18 protein-coding genes are annotated in these 17484 nt (G+C 38.7%); 15 read left to right on the top strand and 3 right to left on the bottom strand.

Features of this window, described 5'->3' with window-relative positions; translation table 11 throughout:
• Positions 1-60: 60 nt before the first annotated feature.
• The 9 genes from miaB (at position 61) to EFY79_RS01695 (ending at position 7820) form a co-directional block, all read left to right on the top strand.
• Complete coding sequence (gene miaB, locus EFY79_RS01735; protein WP_123118939.1) at positions 61-1494, top strand: tRNA (N6-isopentenyl adenosine(37)-C2)-methylthiotransferase MiaB; 1434 nt, start codon at positions 61-63, stop codon at positions 1492-1494.
• Complete coding sequence (locus EFY79_RS01730) at positions 1488-1802, top strand: nucleotidyltransferase family protein (protein ID WP_123118938.1); 315 nt, start codon at positions 1488-1490, stop codon at positions 1800-1802. Before miaB ends, EFY79_RS01730 begins: the two co-directional genes overlap by 7 nt.
• Positions 1792-2127, top strand: coding sequence for a HepT-like ribonuclease domain-containing protein (locus EFY79_RS01725; protein ID WP_123118937.1), 336 nt, complete (start codon positions 1792-1794; stop codon positions 2125-2127). The genes EFY79_RS01730 and EFY79_RS01725 overlap by 11 nt, the downstream gene beginning before the upstream one ends.
• The gene (locus EFY79_RS01720) at positions 2127-3368 is read left to right on the top strand and encodes a sigma-54 interaction domain-containing protein (RefSeq protein WP_123118936.1); all 1242 of its coding nucleotides are present in this window, start codon (positions 2127-2129) and stop codon (positions 3366-3368) included. Before EFY79_RS01725 ends, EFY79_RS01720 begins: the two co-directional genes overlap by 1 nt.
• Positions 3369-3512: 144 nt before the next feature.
• Positions 3513-4007, top strand: coding sequence for an LPS assembly lipoprotein LptE (gene lptE / locus EFY79_RS01715; protein ID WP_233577899.1), 495 nt, complete (start codon positions 3513-3515; stop codon positions 4005-4007).
• Between the two features lie 9 nt (positions 4008-4016).
• Complete coding sequence (locus tag EFY79_RS01710; protein WP_123118935.1) at positions 4017-5306, top strand: hypothetical protein; 1290 nt, start codon at positions 4017-4019, stop codon at positions 5304-5306.
• Position 5307: 1 nt separating this feature from the next.
• Positions 5308-5673: a preprotein translocase subunit SecG gene (gene secG, locus EFY79_RS01705; RefSeq protein ID WP_123118934.1), complete on the top strand. Its 366-nt coding sequence runs from the start codon at positions 5308-5310 to the stop codon at positions 5671-5673.
• A 107-nt stretch (positions 5674-5780) separates the two neighbouring features.
• On the top strand, positions 5781-6812 hold the full coding sequence (gene mltG, locus EFY79_RS01700; RefSeq protein ID WP_123118933.1) for an endolytic transglycosylase MltG: 1032 nt from the start codon (positions 5781-5783) through the stop codon (positions 6810-6812).
• Positions 6813-6863: 51 nt separating this feature from the next.
• Positions 6864-7820: a YihY/virulence factor BrkB family protein gene (locus EFY79_RS01695; protein WP_123118932.1), complete on the top strand. Its 957-nt coding sequence runs from the start codon at positions 6864-6866 to the stop codon at positions 7818-7820.
• 22 nt (positions 7821-7842) lie between these two features.
• On the opposite strand, the gene EFY79_RS01690 is transcribed toward EFY79_RS01695, so the two are convergent.
• Positions 7843-8430: a C40 family peptidase gene (locus EFY79_RS01690; protein WP_123118931.1), complete on the bottom strand. Its 588-nt coding sequence runs from the start codon at positions 8428-8430 to the stop codon at positions 7843-7845.
• Positions 8431-8583: 153 nt separating this feature from the next.
• Between EFY79_RS01690 and lpdA the strand changes: the two genes are divergently transcribed.
• Positions 8584-9972, top strand: a complete 1389-nt coding sequence (gene lpdA, locus EFY79_RS01685) for a dihydrolipoyl dehydrogenase (RefSeq protein ID WP_123118930.1) — start codon at positions 8584-8586, stop codon at positions 9970-9972.
• Positions 9973-10191: 219 nt separating this feature from the next.
• Here lpdA and EFY79_RS21335 read toward each other — a convergent pair whose 3' ends face one another.
• Both EFY79_RS21335 and EFY79_RS01680 read right to left on the bottom strand, forming a co-directional pair.
• Complete coding sequence (locus tag EFY79_RS21335) at positions 10192-10362, bottom strand: DUF6922 domain-containing protein (protein WP_158605117.1); 171 nt, start codon at positions 10360-10362, stop codon at positions 10192-10194.
• Between the two features lie 34 nt (positions 10363-10396).
• The gene (locus EFY79_RS01680) at positions 10397-12373 is read right to left on the bottom strand and encodes a menaquinone biosynthesis decarboxylase (RefSeq protein ID WP_123118929.1); all 1977 of its coding nucleotides are present in this window, start codon (positions 12371-12373) and stop codon (positions 10397-10399) included.
• Between the two features lie 517 nt (positions 12374-12890).
• Between EFY79_RS01680 and EFY79_RS01675 the strand changes: the two genes are divergently transcribed.
• The 5 genes from EFY79_RS01675 (at position 12891) to EFY79_RS01655 (ending at position 17482) form a co-directional block, all read left to right on the top strand.
• On the top strand, positions 12891-13586 hold the full coding sequence (locus tag EFY79_RS01675) for a GNAT family N-acetyltransferase (protein ID WP_123118928.1): 696 nt from the start codon (positions 12891-12893) through the stop codon (positions 13584-13586).
• 14 nt (positions 13587-13600) lie between these two features.
• Positions 13601-14803, top strand: a complete 1203-nt coding sequence (gene argG / locus EFY79_RS01670; protein WP_123118927.1) for an argininosuccinate synthase — start codon at positions 13601-13603, stop codon at positions 14801-14803.
• Complete coding sequence (gene argC / locus EFY79_RS01665) at positions 14793-15779, top strand: N-acetyl-gamma-glutamyl-phosphate reductase (protein ID WP_123118926.1); 987 nt, start codon at positions 14793-14795, stop codon at positions 15777-15779. Before argG ends, argC begins: the two co-directional genes overlap by 11 nt.
• Positions 15780-15874: 95 nt before the next feature.
• Positions 15875-16231, top strand: coding sequence for a four helix bundle protein (locus EFY79_RS01660; RefSeq protein WP_123118925.1), 357 nt, complete (start codon positions 15875-15877; stop codon positions 16229-16231).
• A gap of 75 nt (positions 16232-16306) precedes the next feature.
• A complete protein-coding gene (locus EFY79_RS01655; RefSeq protein WP_123118924.1) occupies positions 16307-17482 on the top strand; it encodes an aspartate aminotransferase family protein in 1176 nt (391 codons plus the stop codon).
• Positions 17483-17484 lie beyond the last annotated feature (2 nt).

Below are 17484 nucleotides of genomic sequence, written 5' to 3'. Positions count from 1 at the left end.
TGCCATAGTGTCGCAATTTTTTAATTTGTTATCTTTGCCGCCCTAGAAATTTAAATTGAAATGTTCGAATTAACTCTTGATAAAAAGCACGACGAAAGCAGGCAGGGAGAAGCTTTTGCGCCAAAACATATTGTCAATAACCCTTTTACAAAAAAATTCTATATAGAAAGTTATGGCTGCGCGATGAACTTTGCCGACAGCGAGGTGGTTGCGTCCATTTTGCAGGAAAAAGGCTTTGGAATTACGCCACAGTTTGAAGAGGCAGACATGATTTTCATCAACACCTGCTCTATCCGCGAAAAAGCCGAAGCGACTGTCAGAAGAAGATTGACCGAATTCAGGAAAATGAAAAAAGACAATCCGGGCTTATTGGTGGGTGTTTTGGGCTGCATGGCAGAAAGATTGAAATCAAAATTTTTAGAAGAAGAAAAACTGGTGGATATCGTTGTTGGCCCCGATGCCTATCGCTCGTTGCCGGCACTGATTGATGAAGCAGAAAGCGGGCAAAAAGGGGTAAACGTTTTATTGAGTCGCGAAGAAACCTATGGCGACATTTCCCCGATAAGATTGAACAGCAATGGAGTTACCGCTTTTGTAAGCATCATGCGTGGCTGCAACAACATGTGTTCTTTTTGCGTGGTTCCTTTTACGCGCGGCAGAGAACGCAGTCGTGATGCGGATTCTGTGATAAAAGAATGTACAGATTTATTTAATGATGGCTATCGCGAAGTGACTTTATTAGGACAAAATGTAGACAGCTATCAATGGGTAAGTTCTGCTGATAATTCGGTAGTTTCATTTGCCAATTTGTTGGAAAAAGTGGCGCAAATTTCTCCGCTGCTACGCGTGAGATTTTCTACTTCTCATCCGAAAGATATTACAGATGAGGTATTATTCACTATGAGGAAATACGACAACATTTGTAAATACATTCATCTGCCTGTTCAAAGCGGCAGCACACGGATTTTGCAAATGATGAACAGAACCTATACCCGTGAATGGTATATTTCGAAAGTAAACCGTATCAGGGAAATCCTTCCCGGTTGTGGATTATCTACAGATTCAATCACGGGATTTTGCGGAGAAACAGAAGAAGATCATAAAGAAACCTTAAGCCTTTTTGAATACTGCGAATATGACTTGGCATATATGTACTTTTATTCTGAGCGGCCGGGCACATTGGCTGAGAGGAGATTTAAAGACGATGTTCCACTGGAGGTAAAAAAAAGAAGGCTGCAGGAAATTGTGGATTTGCACCGCGTTCATTCGCTTAAAAGCATGCAAAAAGATGTGGGGAAAATTTTCAAAGTTTTAATAGAAGGCGACTCCAAAAAAAGCGATCAGCAGTGGGCAGGAAGAAGCGATCACAATAAAATGACGGTATTTCCCAAAACCGGGAATTATAAAAAAGGAGATTACGTGGATGTTTTCGTGGAAAGCTGTACAGCAGGGACTTTGATTGGGAAAATAAAAGAAGATCAATTAACATGGTAAAAGAAGTAAAAAACAATATTGAAGGAATAAAAAAAATTTGTCGCAAAATGCAGCTTCAATCTTTGTATCTTTTTGGATCAGGAAGTACTCAAAAAAATCATACCGTTGAAAGTGACCTTGACTTTATTTTTAAATTTAAAAAAAATGAAAATGGTTTACCGATTTCAGGTTACGACTATTTTGACCTGATGTTTGATCTTGAAGAAATTACTGGAAAAAAAATCGATTTAGTTGCAGAAGAAAAAATAAAAAACAAATATTTTCTTGATAGAGTTAATGAGGAAAAAATAAAAATTTATGAATCCTGAAGCCTTCAAATATATTGGAGACATTTTAGATTCAATTGATATGATTAATTCTCATTTAACAGGAATAAAATCTTTTTCGGAGTATGAATCTAACTTTATGCTGATCGATGCTATTGAACGCCGGTTGGCTATTATAGGAGAAGGCTTGTGGAAATTAACGAAATTGAATAAGGCCATTCAAGTGACTGACCAAAAAAAGATCATTGGATTACGACATATTCTCGTTCATGATTATGACCTGATTGATGATGCTACTATTTGGAAGATAACTCAAAATAATCTGGATATTTTAAAGGAAGAACTTCAAAATTATTTAAAAAACTAATGGATCAGCAGGCAATAAAAAACAGGTTTGGAATTATTGGGAATTCTCCGGGTTTAGTGTATGCGCTTGATGTAGCGATACAAGTGGCCAACACCGATTTGAGTGTTTTGATAAATGGCGAAAGTGGCGTCGGCAAAGAAGTTTTTTCACATATCATTCATTCACTTTCTGCGCGGAAACACAATCCCTTTATTGCCGTAAACTGCGGCGCTATACCGGAAGGAACAATTGATTCAGAACTTTTCGGCCATGAAAAGGGCTCATTTACCGGTGCGGTAGATTCACGAAAAGGATATTTTGAAACGGTGAACAGCGGCACTATTTTTCTTGATGAAATCGGGGAGCTGCCGTTGGGAACCCAGGCCCGGCTGCTTCGTGTTCTTGAAGCGGGAGAATATATTCGCGTAGGCTCATCTAAAGTACAGAAAACGGACGTAAGGGTGATAGCGGCCACCAACAAAGATCTTTTAGAATATACTCATACCGGCAGGTTCAGGGAAGATTTATATTATCGATTGAACACTGTTCCAATAAGGGTTCCGGCTTTGCGCGACCGCCGGGAAGACATCCCATTATTATTCAGGAAATTTGCCGTTGATTTTGCCGAAAAATATAAATCGCCTCCTGTTCAGTTGAGCGATGCTGCGCGCGAAATTCTTATTAATTATCCATGGCCGGGAAATATTCGTGAACTAAAAAATATTGCCGAACAGGTTTCAGTTTTATCGAAAGACAAATTAGTAGATTCAGAAGAACTGCTTCATTTTTTACCGGACACAAATTATAATAGGTTGCCCGTGCTATCTACTCACCACGAAGGAGGCAGCCAAAAGGAATTTGCGAACGAGAGAGAAATTTTATACAAATTGTTTTTTGACGTAAAGAAAGATGTAACCGAACTTAAACGGATGTTTTTTGATGTGTTGCAAAATCCATCTTCTGTGATTGAGCCCCGTTTCAAAAACGAACAACCCATGCTTGGCGATTTTCGCGGCGAGCCGGGCGCTGCGGCAATTTCGTCGGTTCAGCCTATGGTATTGCGAAACAATAACGCCGGCAATAATGGTATTTCGCAACACCAGGAAGTAGAAGAGTCTCTTAGCATTGTAGATGCGGAAAAAGATCTTATTATCAAAGCATTAAAAAAACACAGGGGCAAAAGAAGAGATGCAGCAAGTGATTTAGGCATCAGCGAAAGAACGCTTTACAGAAAACTGAAGGAGTATAATATTAATGAGTGATTTTAACTATTGGATTATTGAATTATTAAATTACTATAGAACAATTCAACAATAAAACAATTGCTTACCTCCGATAATGAATTAATCGACAACGGTAATAACTTAATGATGCACAAAAGCAAATCAGGTATAAAAATTTTCGTATTGCTCAGCTTTATAATGATGACTTTCAGCTTTGCAACCTGTAAATATTCTTTTAAAGATACCTCACCGATTCCTGCAGATATCACCACTTTTCGTGTTAATTTATTTGAAAACAAGGCCAGGTACGTTAATCCATCAATTGCGCCACAGCTAACGGAAAAAGTTCGCCAGAAAATTATCAGCCAGACACGATTGCGCGAAACAAAAAATGATGATGCCAATTACGATATCAGTGGGTATCTTTCTGATTATAGCGTTACTACAAGTGGCGTGTCTAATCAGCAGGCATCAAGTAACCGCCTGAACGTAACATTCCACCTGATTTTTAAAAATACCGTGGATCCGGATCCGGCAAAAAGTTTTGAGACTGATCTTACCAGCAACTTCGACTTCCCCGCAAACCAGACTTTGCAGGCCGCGGAAAGCAGCCTCATGGATAAGATTATCAAAACGGTAACAGACGCAATCTTCAACAAAATATTTTCCAATTGGTAATTAATCCCGATGAATACAGCCATTAATTATGCAGACTTGCTTCTCGCTCAGTTTTCCGACGAACCCGATGATCTGAAAAATAATATACAAGAACATCCTGCGAGTTCGCTGTCGCATGTTTTATTATTGTGCCATCTAAAAAAGAATAATGATCCCTCATTTGATGAAGTTGCTAAACAAACAGGAATCTATTTGCAAAATCCGTATTGGCTCCAGTTTCAATTAGCGTTTTTATCAGTAAAAGAAGAAAAAGATTTAAAAATTAATTTACCCGTAGCGGAATCTTCACCCACTGATAATTTATCAGATTTGAAAATTCCAAATGCAGGCTTACCTGAATCTGATGTTGAAAGTCCAGTGACGATTTCTTATAATTCTGACAGCATCAATGAAAACGACAGGAATGATGAAGAAATGTTGAATGCGGAAAGCGAAAGAATTGAAACAGCAGTGAGTTCCGAAAACCTACCTGATATGTTGAGCGATGATCTCATTTCAGAAAATACCGAATTGGATGATACAATAACTACTGATAAAGATGCCACTGATAAGGAAGAGGAGCTTTCTAAAGAAGAGATTAGAGAAGAATTACCTACTCCTGAAAATGAACTTGCTTTATTAAATGAAGGAACTTCGGATTTAGATTCGGAAAATGACGCTTCTCCAGGTGAACAAAAAAATGACGAAAATCAAACTACCGGTTTTAATACCGAACCCGATGAAGCTTTTACAGATTCTATTCCGGCCTCTGTCGAACCGTCCGCAGATGAACAGCCACAGGCCAATGAAAATACTGAGTCTGAAAAGCACAATTTTGAGGTAACGGAAGAAATAAAAGATGAGGAATACAATGCTGGTAATCCTAAGGAAGAGGATACTTCGGTTTCCGGACAGAATGCTGAATTGGAAATGGATACAGCGGATGATGAGCCTCTCTCTTTCGAACCGCTTCATACGGTGGATTATTTTGCATCGCAGGGTATTAAGCTGAGCGAAGACGCATTAAACAATGACCAGTTAGGAAAGCAGGTTAAAAGTTTCACCGCGTGGCTCAAAACCATGAAGAAATTACATCCCGGCAAGCTACCGGAGCAAAATGAAGTTATCGAAAAGTTGATTCAGACTTCATCTGAAGCATCAAACCAGAGCGTGAACGTGCTTACTGAGGCCATGGCGGAAGTATTGGTAAAGCAGGGAAAAAGTGAAAAAGCGGTTGAAATGTACCAAAAATTAAGTTTGCTTAATCCCTCTAAAAGTGCTTACTTTGCAGCCAAAATCGAAAGTATAAAAAGTATTTAATATGTTATTTCTTTTCGTAACACTTATCATTTTAGCTTCTATTATCTTAGGAGTGATAGTGCTTATTCAAAATCCAAAAGGTGGCGGCCTTTCTTCATCGTTAGGCGGGTTCAGCAACCAGCTAATGGGCGTGAAACAAACCACAGACGTTTTAGAAAAAGGTACCTGGCTTTTTTCAATTATTATAGGCGTATTATGCATCACCTCTACGCTTTTTATTCCGAAGGCAGGCGCTACTAATTCTAACGAAAATTTAATACAGGAAGCACCGGTAGGAACTCCGATGGCGCCTAAAGAGAATAACAACACTGTGCCTATGCCGTCGACCCAGCAAGCTCCGGTACAAGCACCTACTCCGGCAAAATAAAATATCATTAATATTGTATACCCTGTCTTATTTTCAAGGCAGGGTTTTTTTATTGATAGTTTTTTTAGAACAACCTAAATTATGAATTGAACACTAACCGTATTATCATGAAAGGCCGAAACATTATTTTGTTATTAATCCTGCTTGTTCTTATCGCTGGATTATTTTTTGGGTGGGAAGTATTTGGGCCTGTTGTTCATAATCCCGGAAAAAAATTTTTATATATCAGAACAGGTAGCTCTTACCAGGATGTGAAGGATAGCCTTTTAAAAAACAAAATGATTTCCCGGGATTTTTGGTTTGACCAGGTTTCCAAATATGCAGATTATCCTGAAAAAGTAAAAGCAGGGAAGTATAAAATAAATAATGGGATGAGCCTTTATCACCTTGTAAAGATGCTTCGCGCTGGCAGACAGGTTCCTGTCAATTTAATAATTACCAAGCTTAGAACTAAAGAAGATTTGGCAAAAAAGATCGGGACCATTTTCGAAATTGACTCCTCATCCGCAATAAATTTTTTGAACAACGATCAAACACTAAAAGAATTCGGCGTTGATTCCAATACCGTTCTTACGGATGTTATTCCAAATACCTATACTTACCATTGGAACACAACCATGGCAAAGATTTTTGAGAAATTATATGATGAACACGAAAAATTCTGGAACGAGACAAGGCGCGCAAAAGCAAGTCAATTAAATCTTTCACCCGCCCAGGTTTATATCCTGGCTTCTATTGTTGAAGAAGAAACAAACAAGCAGGCAGATAAAGGAAAAATCGCAAGTGTATATATAAACAGGCTCAAAAAAGGAATGAGGCTCGCTGCGGATCCTACCGTAAAATTTGCCATGCGCGATTTTGAATTGAAAAGGATTTATCATAAACATCTGGAGTTTGCGTCGGCCTACAATACATACCAAAATGCAGGTTTGCCTCCGGGGCCAATTTGTACACCTTCAATAAAAACTATTGATGCGGTTTTGGCCGCTCCGCAAACCGACTATCTTTTTTTTGTGGCCCGCCCGGATTTTTCAGGATATTCCAACTTTGCATCTGATTATCAGCAGCACCAGTTATATGCAAGAGCCTACCAGAAGGCGCTGGACAGTTTGCTACAATCAAAACAGGATTCTCAATAGCTCTAAAAAATAAATTAAATATTTTTAGAAGGCAGTTATAAAATATCTATTTTGGGAAAGAAGAAATATTTCATTGTTCACCCGATAAAATTTCTTATCAGAAAAAGTAAAAAATGGTCGCCGGCAGGTTTCCAGGGCATGACTGTTTTTGCGGTGATGAAGCACTTATTAAAAGATTTTAATCTTCCCACTTTCACAGAAAAGGCATCGGCCATATCTTACAACTTCATCATGTCGGTGCCCACTTCATGCCTTTTTTTATTTACCTTGACGCCAAACCTGCCTTTCATTTCAAAACGATCGCTTAAATTTCAGTTACATGGCCTCATTCATGACATTATTCCATCTGCCACTTACAATAAAAATTTAATCGAGTTTGTAGATAGCTTTATTGACGGTTCCAAAATAGGCATGTTGTCATTCACGTTTGTGCTTTCTTTGTTTTTTGCCTCAGGCGCGGTGATGGGCCTGATGCGGTCATTCAATAAAGACCATTTAGGTTTTGAAAAAATGAAAGGACTGAAGACACGATGGGAAGCTATAAAATTGACAATAATGCTTTTCGGATTATTACTGGTCTGCCTCATTTTATTGCTATTGCAACGAAATATCTTAAGCTGGATTGGAGTAACAGATTACCACATTAGAAACCTGATTATATACGGAAAGTGGTTGTTCATTATCGGGTTGATTTTCTATTCTTTTGCTTTCATTTATCGTTACGCACCATCCACAACAAAGCGATGGAACCTTGTTTCACCCGGCTCGGTGATTGCAACCTTCCTGTCTATCCTTGTAACCATCGGCTTTACGACTTTCGTCAACAATTTTGGGAGATATAATATTCTGTATGGATCTATAGGTACGATAATGGTGATTATGATAATGATTTTCCTTAATTCAATGGTTGTGCTGATCGGCTTCGAAATAAATCTTAGCATCAATACTTTAAAGACCATTAGCGAAAATGAACAAGCAAAAGCAGCCAATAAAGCAGTAAACAAATAAATAACAGCAAATTTTATTGTGGTTAAAATGCAGTGTCAGGAAACACCCTGTTCACTTTTACAAATCTTGGAATAAAATAAGAATTCATTCCCGAAATCATCACTCCCCTGCTGCTGGATGCATGAATAAATTTTAAGTCGCCGTTTGTATTGTCCACTATAATTCCCATGTGTCCAACTATACCGCTTCCGGCGTCACTTCCGGTAAATAATATCAAATCTCCAGGCTTGCTTTTCTTTATCTGAATTTCTTTACCAGCGTTTGTAAAATCAACTGTTGTGCGGGGAACGTAAATTTTAAAATGATTAAAAACATAATTGATAAACCCCGAGCAATCGAATCCATTTTCTTTGATCATCGAGCCATATTTATACTTCACTCCAATCAGTGTTTCTGCAAAATCCACCAGTTCCGCGGGAGAAACATTTTTTGTATTCACCACACGCGGCGCAACATATTTCTTAATCTTTACAGTGCTTTTAATATCCCCTGATTTTGCAGTTTCAGCAACTGCGCCTCGCCGCGTTGCGCTGCAACCTGTTAAGATGATTATTAAGATAAATGTTGATAAAAAAAAGAATATTGTGGTATTGAGTTTAAAGATTTTCATAGGCTAAAAAATTCACTAAAATTTGATGTTCAAATATCCCAAAATTAGCTGGCATTGCGAGCGACAGATGTAACGATTTTTGCGCTTTGCACATTCTAAAGTAATTTTGCAAAGTTTGTAAAAACAATTTTAAATCTCAAATTCAAACATAAGATGGCATACGACGTAATAGTTTTAGGCAGTGGCCCCGGCGGTTATCCTGCTGCAATCAGAGCTTCACAACTTGGAAAAAAGGTCGCAATAGTAGAACGCGAAAGTCTTGGTGGCATTTGTCTTAACTGGGGTTGTATACCTACCAAAGCCTTATTGAAAAGCGCCCAGGTGATGGAATACGCAAATCATTCTGCGGATTACGGAGTAGAGGTGAGTGACCCAAAACCAAACTTTGAAAACATTATAAAACGCAGCCGCGGAGTAGCCGACAAAATGAACAAAGGAGTTGCGTTTTTGATGAAAAAAAATAAAATAGATGTGGTGATGGGAAATGGAAAACTCGTTTCTCCTACCAAACTTGAGATCACTTCTGCAGATGGAAAAAAGCAAACCCTTGAAGCAAAAAATATAATTATTGCTACGGGAGCACGCGCAAGAGAATTACCAAATCTGAAATTAGACGGTAAAAAAATAATTGAATATCGCAAAGCGATGAGTTTGGAGAAGCAACCCAAATCGATGATTGTTGTGGGTTCGGGGGCAATAGGAACTGAGTTTGCCTATTTTTATAACAGCATTGGCACTAAAGTAACTCTTATCGAATTTTTGCCCAAAACTGTTCCTGTAGAAGACGATGAAATTTCAAAAGAGCTGGAGAAAAGTTTTAAGAAGCAAGGAATTACAGTGATGACCAACAGTGAAGTGACAAGTGTGGATACTGGTGGCGAAGGCGTAAAAGCAAAAGTAAAAACCCAAAACGGAGAGGTAACTATTGAAGCTGATATTTTATTGAGCGCTGTCGGAATTGCAGCGAATATTGAAAATATCGGATTGGAAGAATTAAAGGTTAAGACAGAAAAAGGCAAAATTGTCGTAGATGCCAATCAGCAAACAAACATTCCGGGCCTGTATGCAATTGGTGATTGCACACCTCACCAGGCGCTGGCGCATAAAGCCACCAAAGAAGGCATCAATGCTGCAGAGCATCTTGCAGGCAAAAAACCAGAGCCCATAGACTATAACAACATCCCCGGCTGCACGTATTGCACCCCTGAAATTTCTTCAGTCGGCTTTACTGAAAAAGCCGCTAAAGATGCCGGCTATGAATTAAAGATTGGAAAATTTCCATTCATCGCCAGCGGCAAGGCAACAGCAGCAGGCGCTACAGAAGGATTTGTAAAAGTAATTTACGACGCAAAATATGGTGAACTTCTGGGGGCTCATGCTATAGGGTATAATGTTACAGAAATCATCGCTGAAATGGTGGTAGCGCGTAAATTAGAAACCACAGGACACGAAATATTAAACGCCATTCATCCGCATCCTACCATTAGTGAGGCTGTGAAAGAAGCTACAGCAGTGGCTTATGGCGAGGCAACAGATATTTAAGTAAAGTTTAGAATGGCTTAGATGGTTTAGAAAGTTTAGCAAGGATTCACCCAAATATTTAAGGAACTATAAATTAAGAATTCAATTTTTTAATTTATGGTTCTTTTTTTTGCTCAAAGAAATAGTAAACGAATAAATATAGAAAGTTTATATTCTGATATTTTGAGAGACGGCAAGCTACATCGTTGCTTCCGGTAAAAATTTTGAGTTTAGCGATGCCTATGCAATTTTTTCTTCTCCATAGTAACGACGGCAATTACGAATGTCCGGCACATCACCGCGTTCAAACACCCATTCAATCACAAAATTTGCTTTTGCATCGTAATCTATTTTTTCAAAATCAACATCCCAAAAAATGCGCTTGTTAAAGACCGGCTTTACTTTTTCCATATTGCAAAGATATTATGGATTTGTTTCGGCTACCTCAAACATTTGCCACAGCCTCTTCTCCATACATTTGGTCTTTATATTTCAAAGATGGAGAAGAAATAAATTTGCCAAGGTCAAGACGCGGCCATTTTTCATCAACCGATGCAATGGTTTTATCATCGGCAATAATAATATTTGGCCAGTCGCGATAAAAATCATCCAATTCTTTTGTTTTAAGCGTGCCGTCAAACCCAATACACGCCACATATTCAGAGGAATTTGATGCTATTTGCCTGCCTGTCGGCGAGATAGGTTTCTTTATTATAAAATTATCTCTGCGTGGATCAAGGTTGTTACAAAAACGCCATAAAGCAACTGGCAAATCATTTGGATCGACCGTATGTTCCACATACAAAATCATTTTTATCCCTTCAATAATTCTTAATTCACAAATCGCTTCGTGCAACTTTTTGATCTGGCCTTTTTTATTTTTTTTGACGGCAATAATTAAACAGGGAATTTCTTTTTCAAGTAAAGAAGAATTTATTGCCTTTATTTCGGGAAAAATATTTTGCAACTCATCTGAAGAGCTTTCAACATAACGGGGAGGCATATTCGAAAAATATTCATCCTTTTCTTCATCAAATTTGAAAGTGCCGTCAATGCACATTTTACCGCCAAAACCCATTTTGCTACAACTATGATCCAGCACATCCATCGGGCCTTGTGAAAAATAAATATCTGTGGAAGGGTTCAGATTTGCAAAAACCTCTTTAGCTACATTCAAATAATCACTGAGATTCAGAGTCTCCAATTCCCCTCCTCTGAAGGGATTAGGGGAGGCAACTACCAGGATTTTATTAAACATCATTTGGCCGGCGCCCCACATCGCATTCATCACTTTTTGAGCCTGGCCCGCATAATCTTTTTGAATTTTTGCCATCACAAGGTTATGAAATACTCCTTCGACAGGCATTTCCATATCCAGAATTTCAGGAACCAGGGTCATTTTGATGGGCGCGAGGAAAATGCGCTCCGTCGCTTTTCCGAGCCATGCATCTTCCTGTGGCGGAATGCCTACGATAGTTGCAGGATAGACAGGATTTTTTTTATGCGTAATGGCTGTAATGTGAAACCTCGGGTACCAATCCGGTAAAGAGTAATATCCTGTATGATCGCCGAATGGGCCTTCCCATATCAGTTCGTCTTCCGGATCTACATAACCTTCTATAATAAAATCTGCATCGCCCGGAACTTCAACATCTGGCTGGGAAATACATTTTACCAGTTCTACTTTTTTCTTCCTTAAAAATCCTGCAAGCATATATTCATCCACGTTTTCGGGCAAGGGCGCAGTTGCGGCATAGGCATACACCGGATCTCCGCCTAAGGCTACGGCAACGGGCATACGTTTTTTTAATTTTTTATATTCATTAAAATGTTTCGCAGAAACTTTATGTTTATGCCAATGCATTCCGGTAAGTTTTGGCCCGAAGATTTGCATGCGGTACATTCCCACATTTCTGGAATATGAGTTCGGATCTTTGGTATGAATCACCGGAAGCGTTACAAAAGGGCCACCGTCTTTTGGCCAGCAGGTGATCACAGGAAGCGTTGTGATATCCGGTTCCTGCATAATTATTTGCTGGCATTCTCCTCTCCCACTAATCACTTTCGGCATCCAACTTGCAAACTGACTCAGCGTTGGCAGCAATTTTAATTTTTCAATGATACCCTCTTTCGGAGACGACAGTAAATGGAATAATTTCTCAATTTCTTTTGCTGTGTCGTTCAAATCTTTTACCCCGAGCGCGAGGCACATCCTTTTTTCACTACCATAAGTATTCATAAGTACAGGAAAATCGTAACCGGTATTTTCAAAAAGCAGCGCTTTTCCTCCACCCTCAGTTTTACTGATCCTGTCAGTAACTTCCGCGATTTCCAGAATCGGATTTACATATTCTTTTATCCGGTGTAACTGGTTTTCCTTTTCCAGAACTGAAATAAATTCCTGCAAATTTTTATAAGCCATAAAACAAAGATACTTGAAGGAATTGCACCACCGATATATAAAACGATCAGCTTTTATAAGCAAATTCAATTTGTGTGAATAATTTAAATATTGGCAAGGCGGCTATCCTTTACTATTTAATAAGTCGCTCATTCCGTTTGAGCGAACAGGATTTTATTTTAAGATTTCTTTAGGTTAAAGCCTTACAACAAAAGCACCCGGAAAATTCAACTTTAAATGCTGGTTAAAACGGCAAATAACCAAGACAGAATCTTTTATGCTGATTTTTTCTGGCTTGCTTTGTTAATAAAAAAATTTGCGATAAAAAATATTGCATTATTTTTGTCCTCTCATTTTAAAAAATAGAACGAGCCTTGAAAAAAAATCGTTTATATCATTTCTTTTCCCCGGCAACGGTATATTTATTGTTTCCACGACGTGGATGCTGATAGGCCTTTGCGATTTACATCGCACCTATCAGTGAAAAAAAATCCCCGGTCTTCTCCTTTACTTTTTTAAAAATTAAATTTCCTGCAAATTGGAACAATCAAACATAATTGTTCGTGTTGCAATTCCTTCAGACGTCATTTACGCATCAACTATTACAGATGAAATGGCCTCCTCTGCACAGGCCCGCGGCACGGGAATTGCAAAACGCTCCCCTGAATACATTTCCCAAAAAATAACAGAAGGGAAAGCTGTAATTGCTGTTACAAAAGAGGGCAAATGGGTGGGCTTTTGTTATATTGAGGCGTGGGGCCATGAAAAATTCGTTGCCAATAGCGGACTTATTGTTGCCCCCGAATTCAGAAAGTCGGGAATTGCAAAAAATATTAAAGGCCGCATCTTTCAACTATCAAGAAAGAAATATCCTGATGCAAAGATTTTCGGACTTACTACAGGTCTGGCCGTCATGAAAATTAACAGCGATCTGGGTTATGAGCCGGTGACATATTCTGAGCTCACGGATGATGAGAACTTTTGGGCGGGTTGCAAAAGTTGTGTCAACTACGACATACTGATGAGCAAGAATAGAAAAAATTGTCTATGCACCGCTATGCTTTACGACCCCAAAGACCATCCTGAGCCTGCTGAAACTGCGAGTGAATTTAGAAAAAAAGCAAAGGTGTATGAAAGATTTATGCGGCTGAAAAAAGCGAAACTGATACGATATTGGAAAAAGAAAAAGGAAGGACATTTTAAGTCACTATTTAGTATCTTCTTTAATTTTTAATAAACAAATTAGTAATGAGCAAAAAAGTGGTTATAGGTTTTAGCGGTGGATTAGACACCTCGTATTGTGTGAAATATTTTACTGACGAAAAGCACTATGAGGTGCACAGCATTATTGTAAATACAGGCGGATTTTCGAATGAAGAATTGAAGCGGATTGAAGAACATGCCTATAAGCTGGGCGTTGCATCTCATATCTGCGTAGACGCAACGAAAAGTTATTACGATTCCATCATTAAATACCTCGTGTTTGGCAATGTTTTAAAAAACAATACCTATCCTTTAAGTGTAAGCGCTGAAAGGGTTTCGCAAGCCTTGCATATTGCGGAGCATGTAAAAAAAATTGGCGCTGATGCAGTAGCTCATGGCAGCACAGGAGCGGGCAATGACCAGGTAAGATTTGATATGATCTTTCATATAATGATCCCGGGAGTGGAAATTATAACGCCTATTCGGGACATGCAATTATCACGGCAGGAAGAAATTGATTACCTGAAATCAAAGGGGGTACAAATGAATTTTGAGAAATCAGTTTATTCAATCAATAAAGGATTGTGGGGTACCAGCGTGGGTGGAAAAGAAACATTAAGTTCAAATGGGATGCTGCCGGAAGACGCCTGGCCTACCCAGCTTAGCAAACATAATCCCGAAGAAATAAAATTACATTTTGAGAAAGGGGAATTAAAAGGCATAAATGATGCTCATTTTGATAACCCTGTTGAAGCCATTCAATATTTGCAAAGCATTGCAGGGCCTTTTGCGGTTGGACGCGATATTCACGTGGGCGATACCATCATCGGAATTAAAGGCAGAGTAGGTTTTGAGGCTGCCGCTCCGGTAATCATTATTAAAGCTCATCATGCGCTGGAAAAAAATGTGCTTACAAAATGGCAACTAACTTTAAAAAGCCAGTTAGCAGATTTTTACGGCAACTGGCTGCATGAAGGGCAACTGTTAGATCCGGTGATGAGAGACATTGAAGCCTTTTTCACATCTTCGCAGCAAAATGTAACAGGTGACGTTTTTATTCAGTTGATGCCGTATCGCTTTCAGATTTATGGTATAGAATCGCCCTATGATTTGATGAGCAGCAAATTTGGAAAATATGGAGAGATGAACACCGGCTGGACGGGAGAAGATGTGAGGGGCTTCAGCAAAATATTTGGTAATCAAACAGCAATTTATCATGCTGTAAAAAATAGTACAGATGGAAAATAAAGTCAGGGTTGGAATAATTGGAGGCGCGGGCTACACCGGAGGCGAATTGATACGGATATTACTCAATCATCCTTCTGCTGAAATTATTTATATACACAGTAAAAGCAATGCAGGTAATAAAGTCAGCAGTGTTCATCATGACTTATTGGGAGAAACTGATTTGGAATTCTCTCACCAGATAGGCCATAATATTGATGTGCTTTTCCTCTGTGTGGGCCATGGAGATTCGAAGATTTTCATGGAAGAAAATGATATTCCCAAAAACATAAAAACAATTTCTTTGTCGCAGGATTTTCGGTTAAAAGAAAATTCAGAAATCAAAGGCCGAAAGTTCATTTATGGCCTTCCGGAAATAAACAGGGAAGCGATCAGAAAATCAGATAATATTTCTAATCCCGGTTGCTTCGCTTCCAGTATTGAATTTGGTTTGTTGCCGCTGGCAAAAAATAAATTATTGTTAGATGTTTACAGCACAGGCATTACAGGCTCTACCGGTGCGGGACAATCGAAAAGTGAAACCACTCATTTCTCCTGGCGCGAAAATAATGTGCAGGCTTATAAATCTTTAAAACACCAACACATAAACGAGATAAATGAAACCTTAAGCAGCGTGTCAGGAGAAAAGGAAATACCGTCGATTCATTTTGTACCGTGGCGCGGCGATTTTACAAGAGGGATTTTTATCACTTCTCAATTAAAATGTTCTGAAACGCTTTCTGAACTGTACAACTTATACGAACAATTTTACGAAGGGCATCCGTTTATAAAAATTAGTCATGAGCCGATTTTTTTAAAACAGGTGGTAAATACAAACAATTGCTTTATCAACCTGGAACAGGTCGGCGAAATTGTTGTAATCCATTCTGCCATCGATAATCTTTTAAAAGGTGCCAGCGGGCAGGCGGTGCAAAATATGAATTTGATGTTTGGCCTTGAAGAAACCGAAGGGCTAAAGCTGAAAGCGAATTACTTTTGAAGCTGAAAGCTGAAAGCTAAAGGCAGAAAGCCGAAAGCAGAGGGCGTAAGGCACAAAGCGTAAGCCGGCATTAAGCATTAGGCGTTAAACATAAAATGAGAGATTATAAGAAATATGATGTTTGGGTTAAAGGACATGAACTGACATTATTTGTTTATAAAAATATTATTCCACAAATGCCAAAATCGGAGCAATACGAATTGTGTAGCCAGATTAAACGTGCGTCTTACTCTATTCCTTTGAGCATAGTGGAAGGTTGTGGAAGAAATACTGAAAAAGATTTTGCTCATTTTTTAGATATTGCATTAGGTTCTGCCCAGGAAGTAGAATACTGTTTTATTTTGATAAACGATTTGTCATATATTTCAGAGTCATCATTTGATGCAGGATTAAAAAAGATAAATGAGATAAAAGCGAAACTTATAAACTTAATAAAATCAATTAGAGGCTGAAAGCGCTAAGCAGCAGGTCGAAAGTGGCTTTTGCCTGCATTAGGCTTTTGGCATTAAGCCTAAAGCAATAAAACTATGAAACTATTCGACGTTTATCCAATTAATGATATTAATATCGTGAAAGGCCTTGGCTCCTACGTTTGGGACGATAAGGGTATTGAATATCTTGATATGTATGGCGGCCATGCGGTAATCAGTATTGGTCATACCCATCCACACTGGGTTAAAAAAATTGAAGACCAATTGGAAAAAATTGCTTTTTATTCCAACTCAATTAAAATCCCGCTGCAACAGGAATTAGCAGATAAATTAGGCAAAGTATCGGGCAAAAATAATTACCAGTTATTTCTGTGCAATTCCGGCGCGGAGGCAAATGAGAATGCTTTGAAGCTCGCTTCATTTCACAATGGAAGAAAAAAAATTATTGCTTTCACAAAATCTTTTCACGGAAGAACATCATTGGCAGTTTCAGCAACAGACAACCCGTCCATTGTTGCTCCTGTAAATGAAACAGAAAATGTCGCCTTTCTACCCTTTAATGATGAAGATGCATTAAAAAAGTATTTTGAAAAAAATGGCAATGAAATTTGTGCCGTTATCGTAGAAGGCATCCAGGGCGTAGGCGGAATAAGGGTGGCGTCAAAAACATTTTTACAATTGGTTCGGAATGTATGCAATCAATATGGTGCAGTTTTTATTGCTGACGAGGTTCAATGTGGGTACGGCAGAACAGGTACATTTTATTCGCAGGACCAGGCAGATGTAGAGGCAGATATTTATTCAATGGCAAAAGGGATGGGCAACGGATTCCCTATTGGTGCTATTTCTATTTCACCGGCCATTGCGGCCAAACATTTCATGCTTGGAACCACCTTTGGCGGCAATCATTTAGCTTGTGCTGCTGCCATTGCAGTTTTGGAGGTAATGGAAAAGGAAAATATTTTGAAGAATGCGGATGAAACTGGGAATTATCTTTTGAATGAGATTGCAAAAATTCCATCGCTGGAAAATGTTCGCGGTAAAGGATTGATGATTGGATTTGATGTACCTTCAGAATTGCAGGAGCTTAGGGCGAACCTATTAAAACGGCATAAAATTTTTACGGGATATGCCAAACCAAATGTGATAAGATTATTGCCTTCTTTGGCATTAGATAAAAAAGATGCAGATAAATTTTTAAATGCCTTAAGGGAAGAAGTAAACTTTCTTCTTTCAGAAAAGCAAAATATTCCTGCATCTGTAAATGCGTAATT

Source organism: Hanamia caeni (assembly GCF_003721595.1).
GTDB lineage: Bacteria > Bacteroidota > Bacteroidia > Chitinophagales > Chitinophagaceae > Ginsengibacter > Ginsengibacter caeni.
Note: the sequence above shows the minus strand (reverse complement) of the source record. Positions and strands in the feature narration are given on the sequence as shown.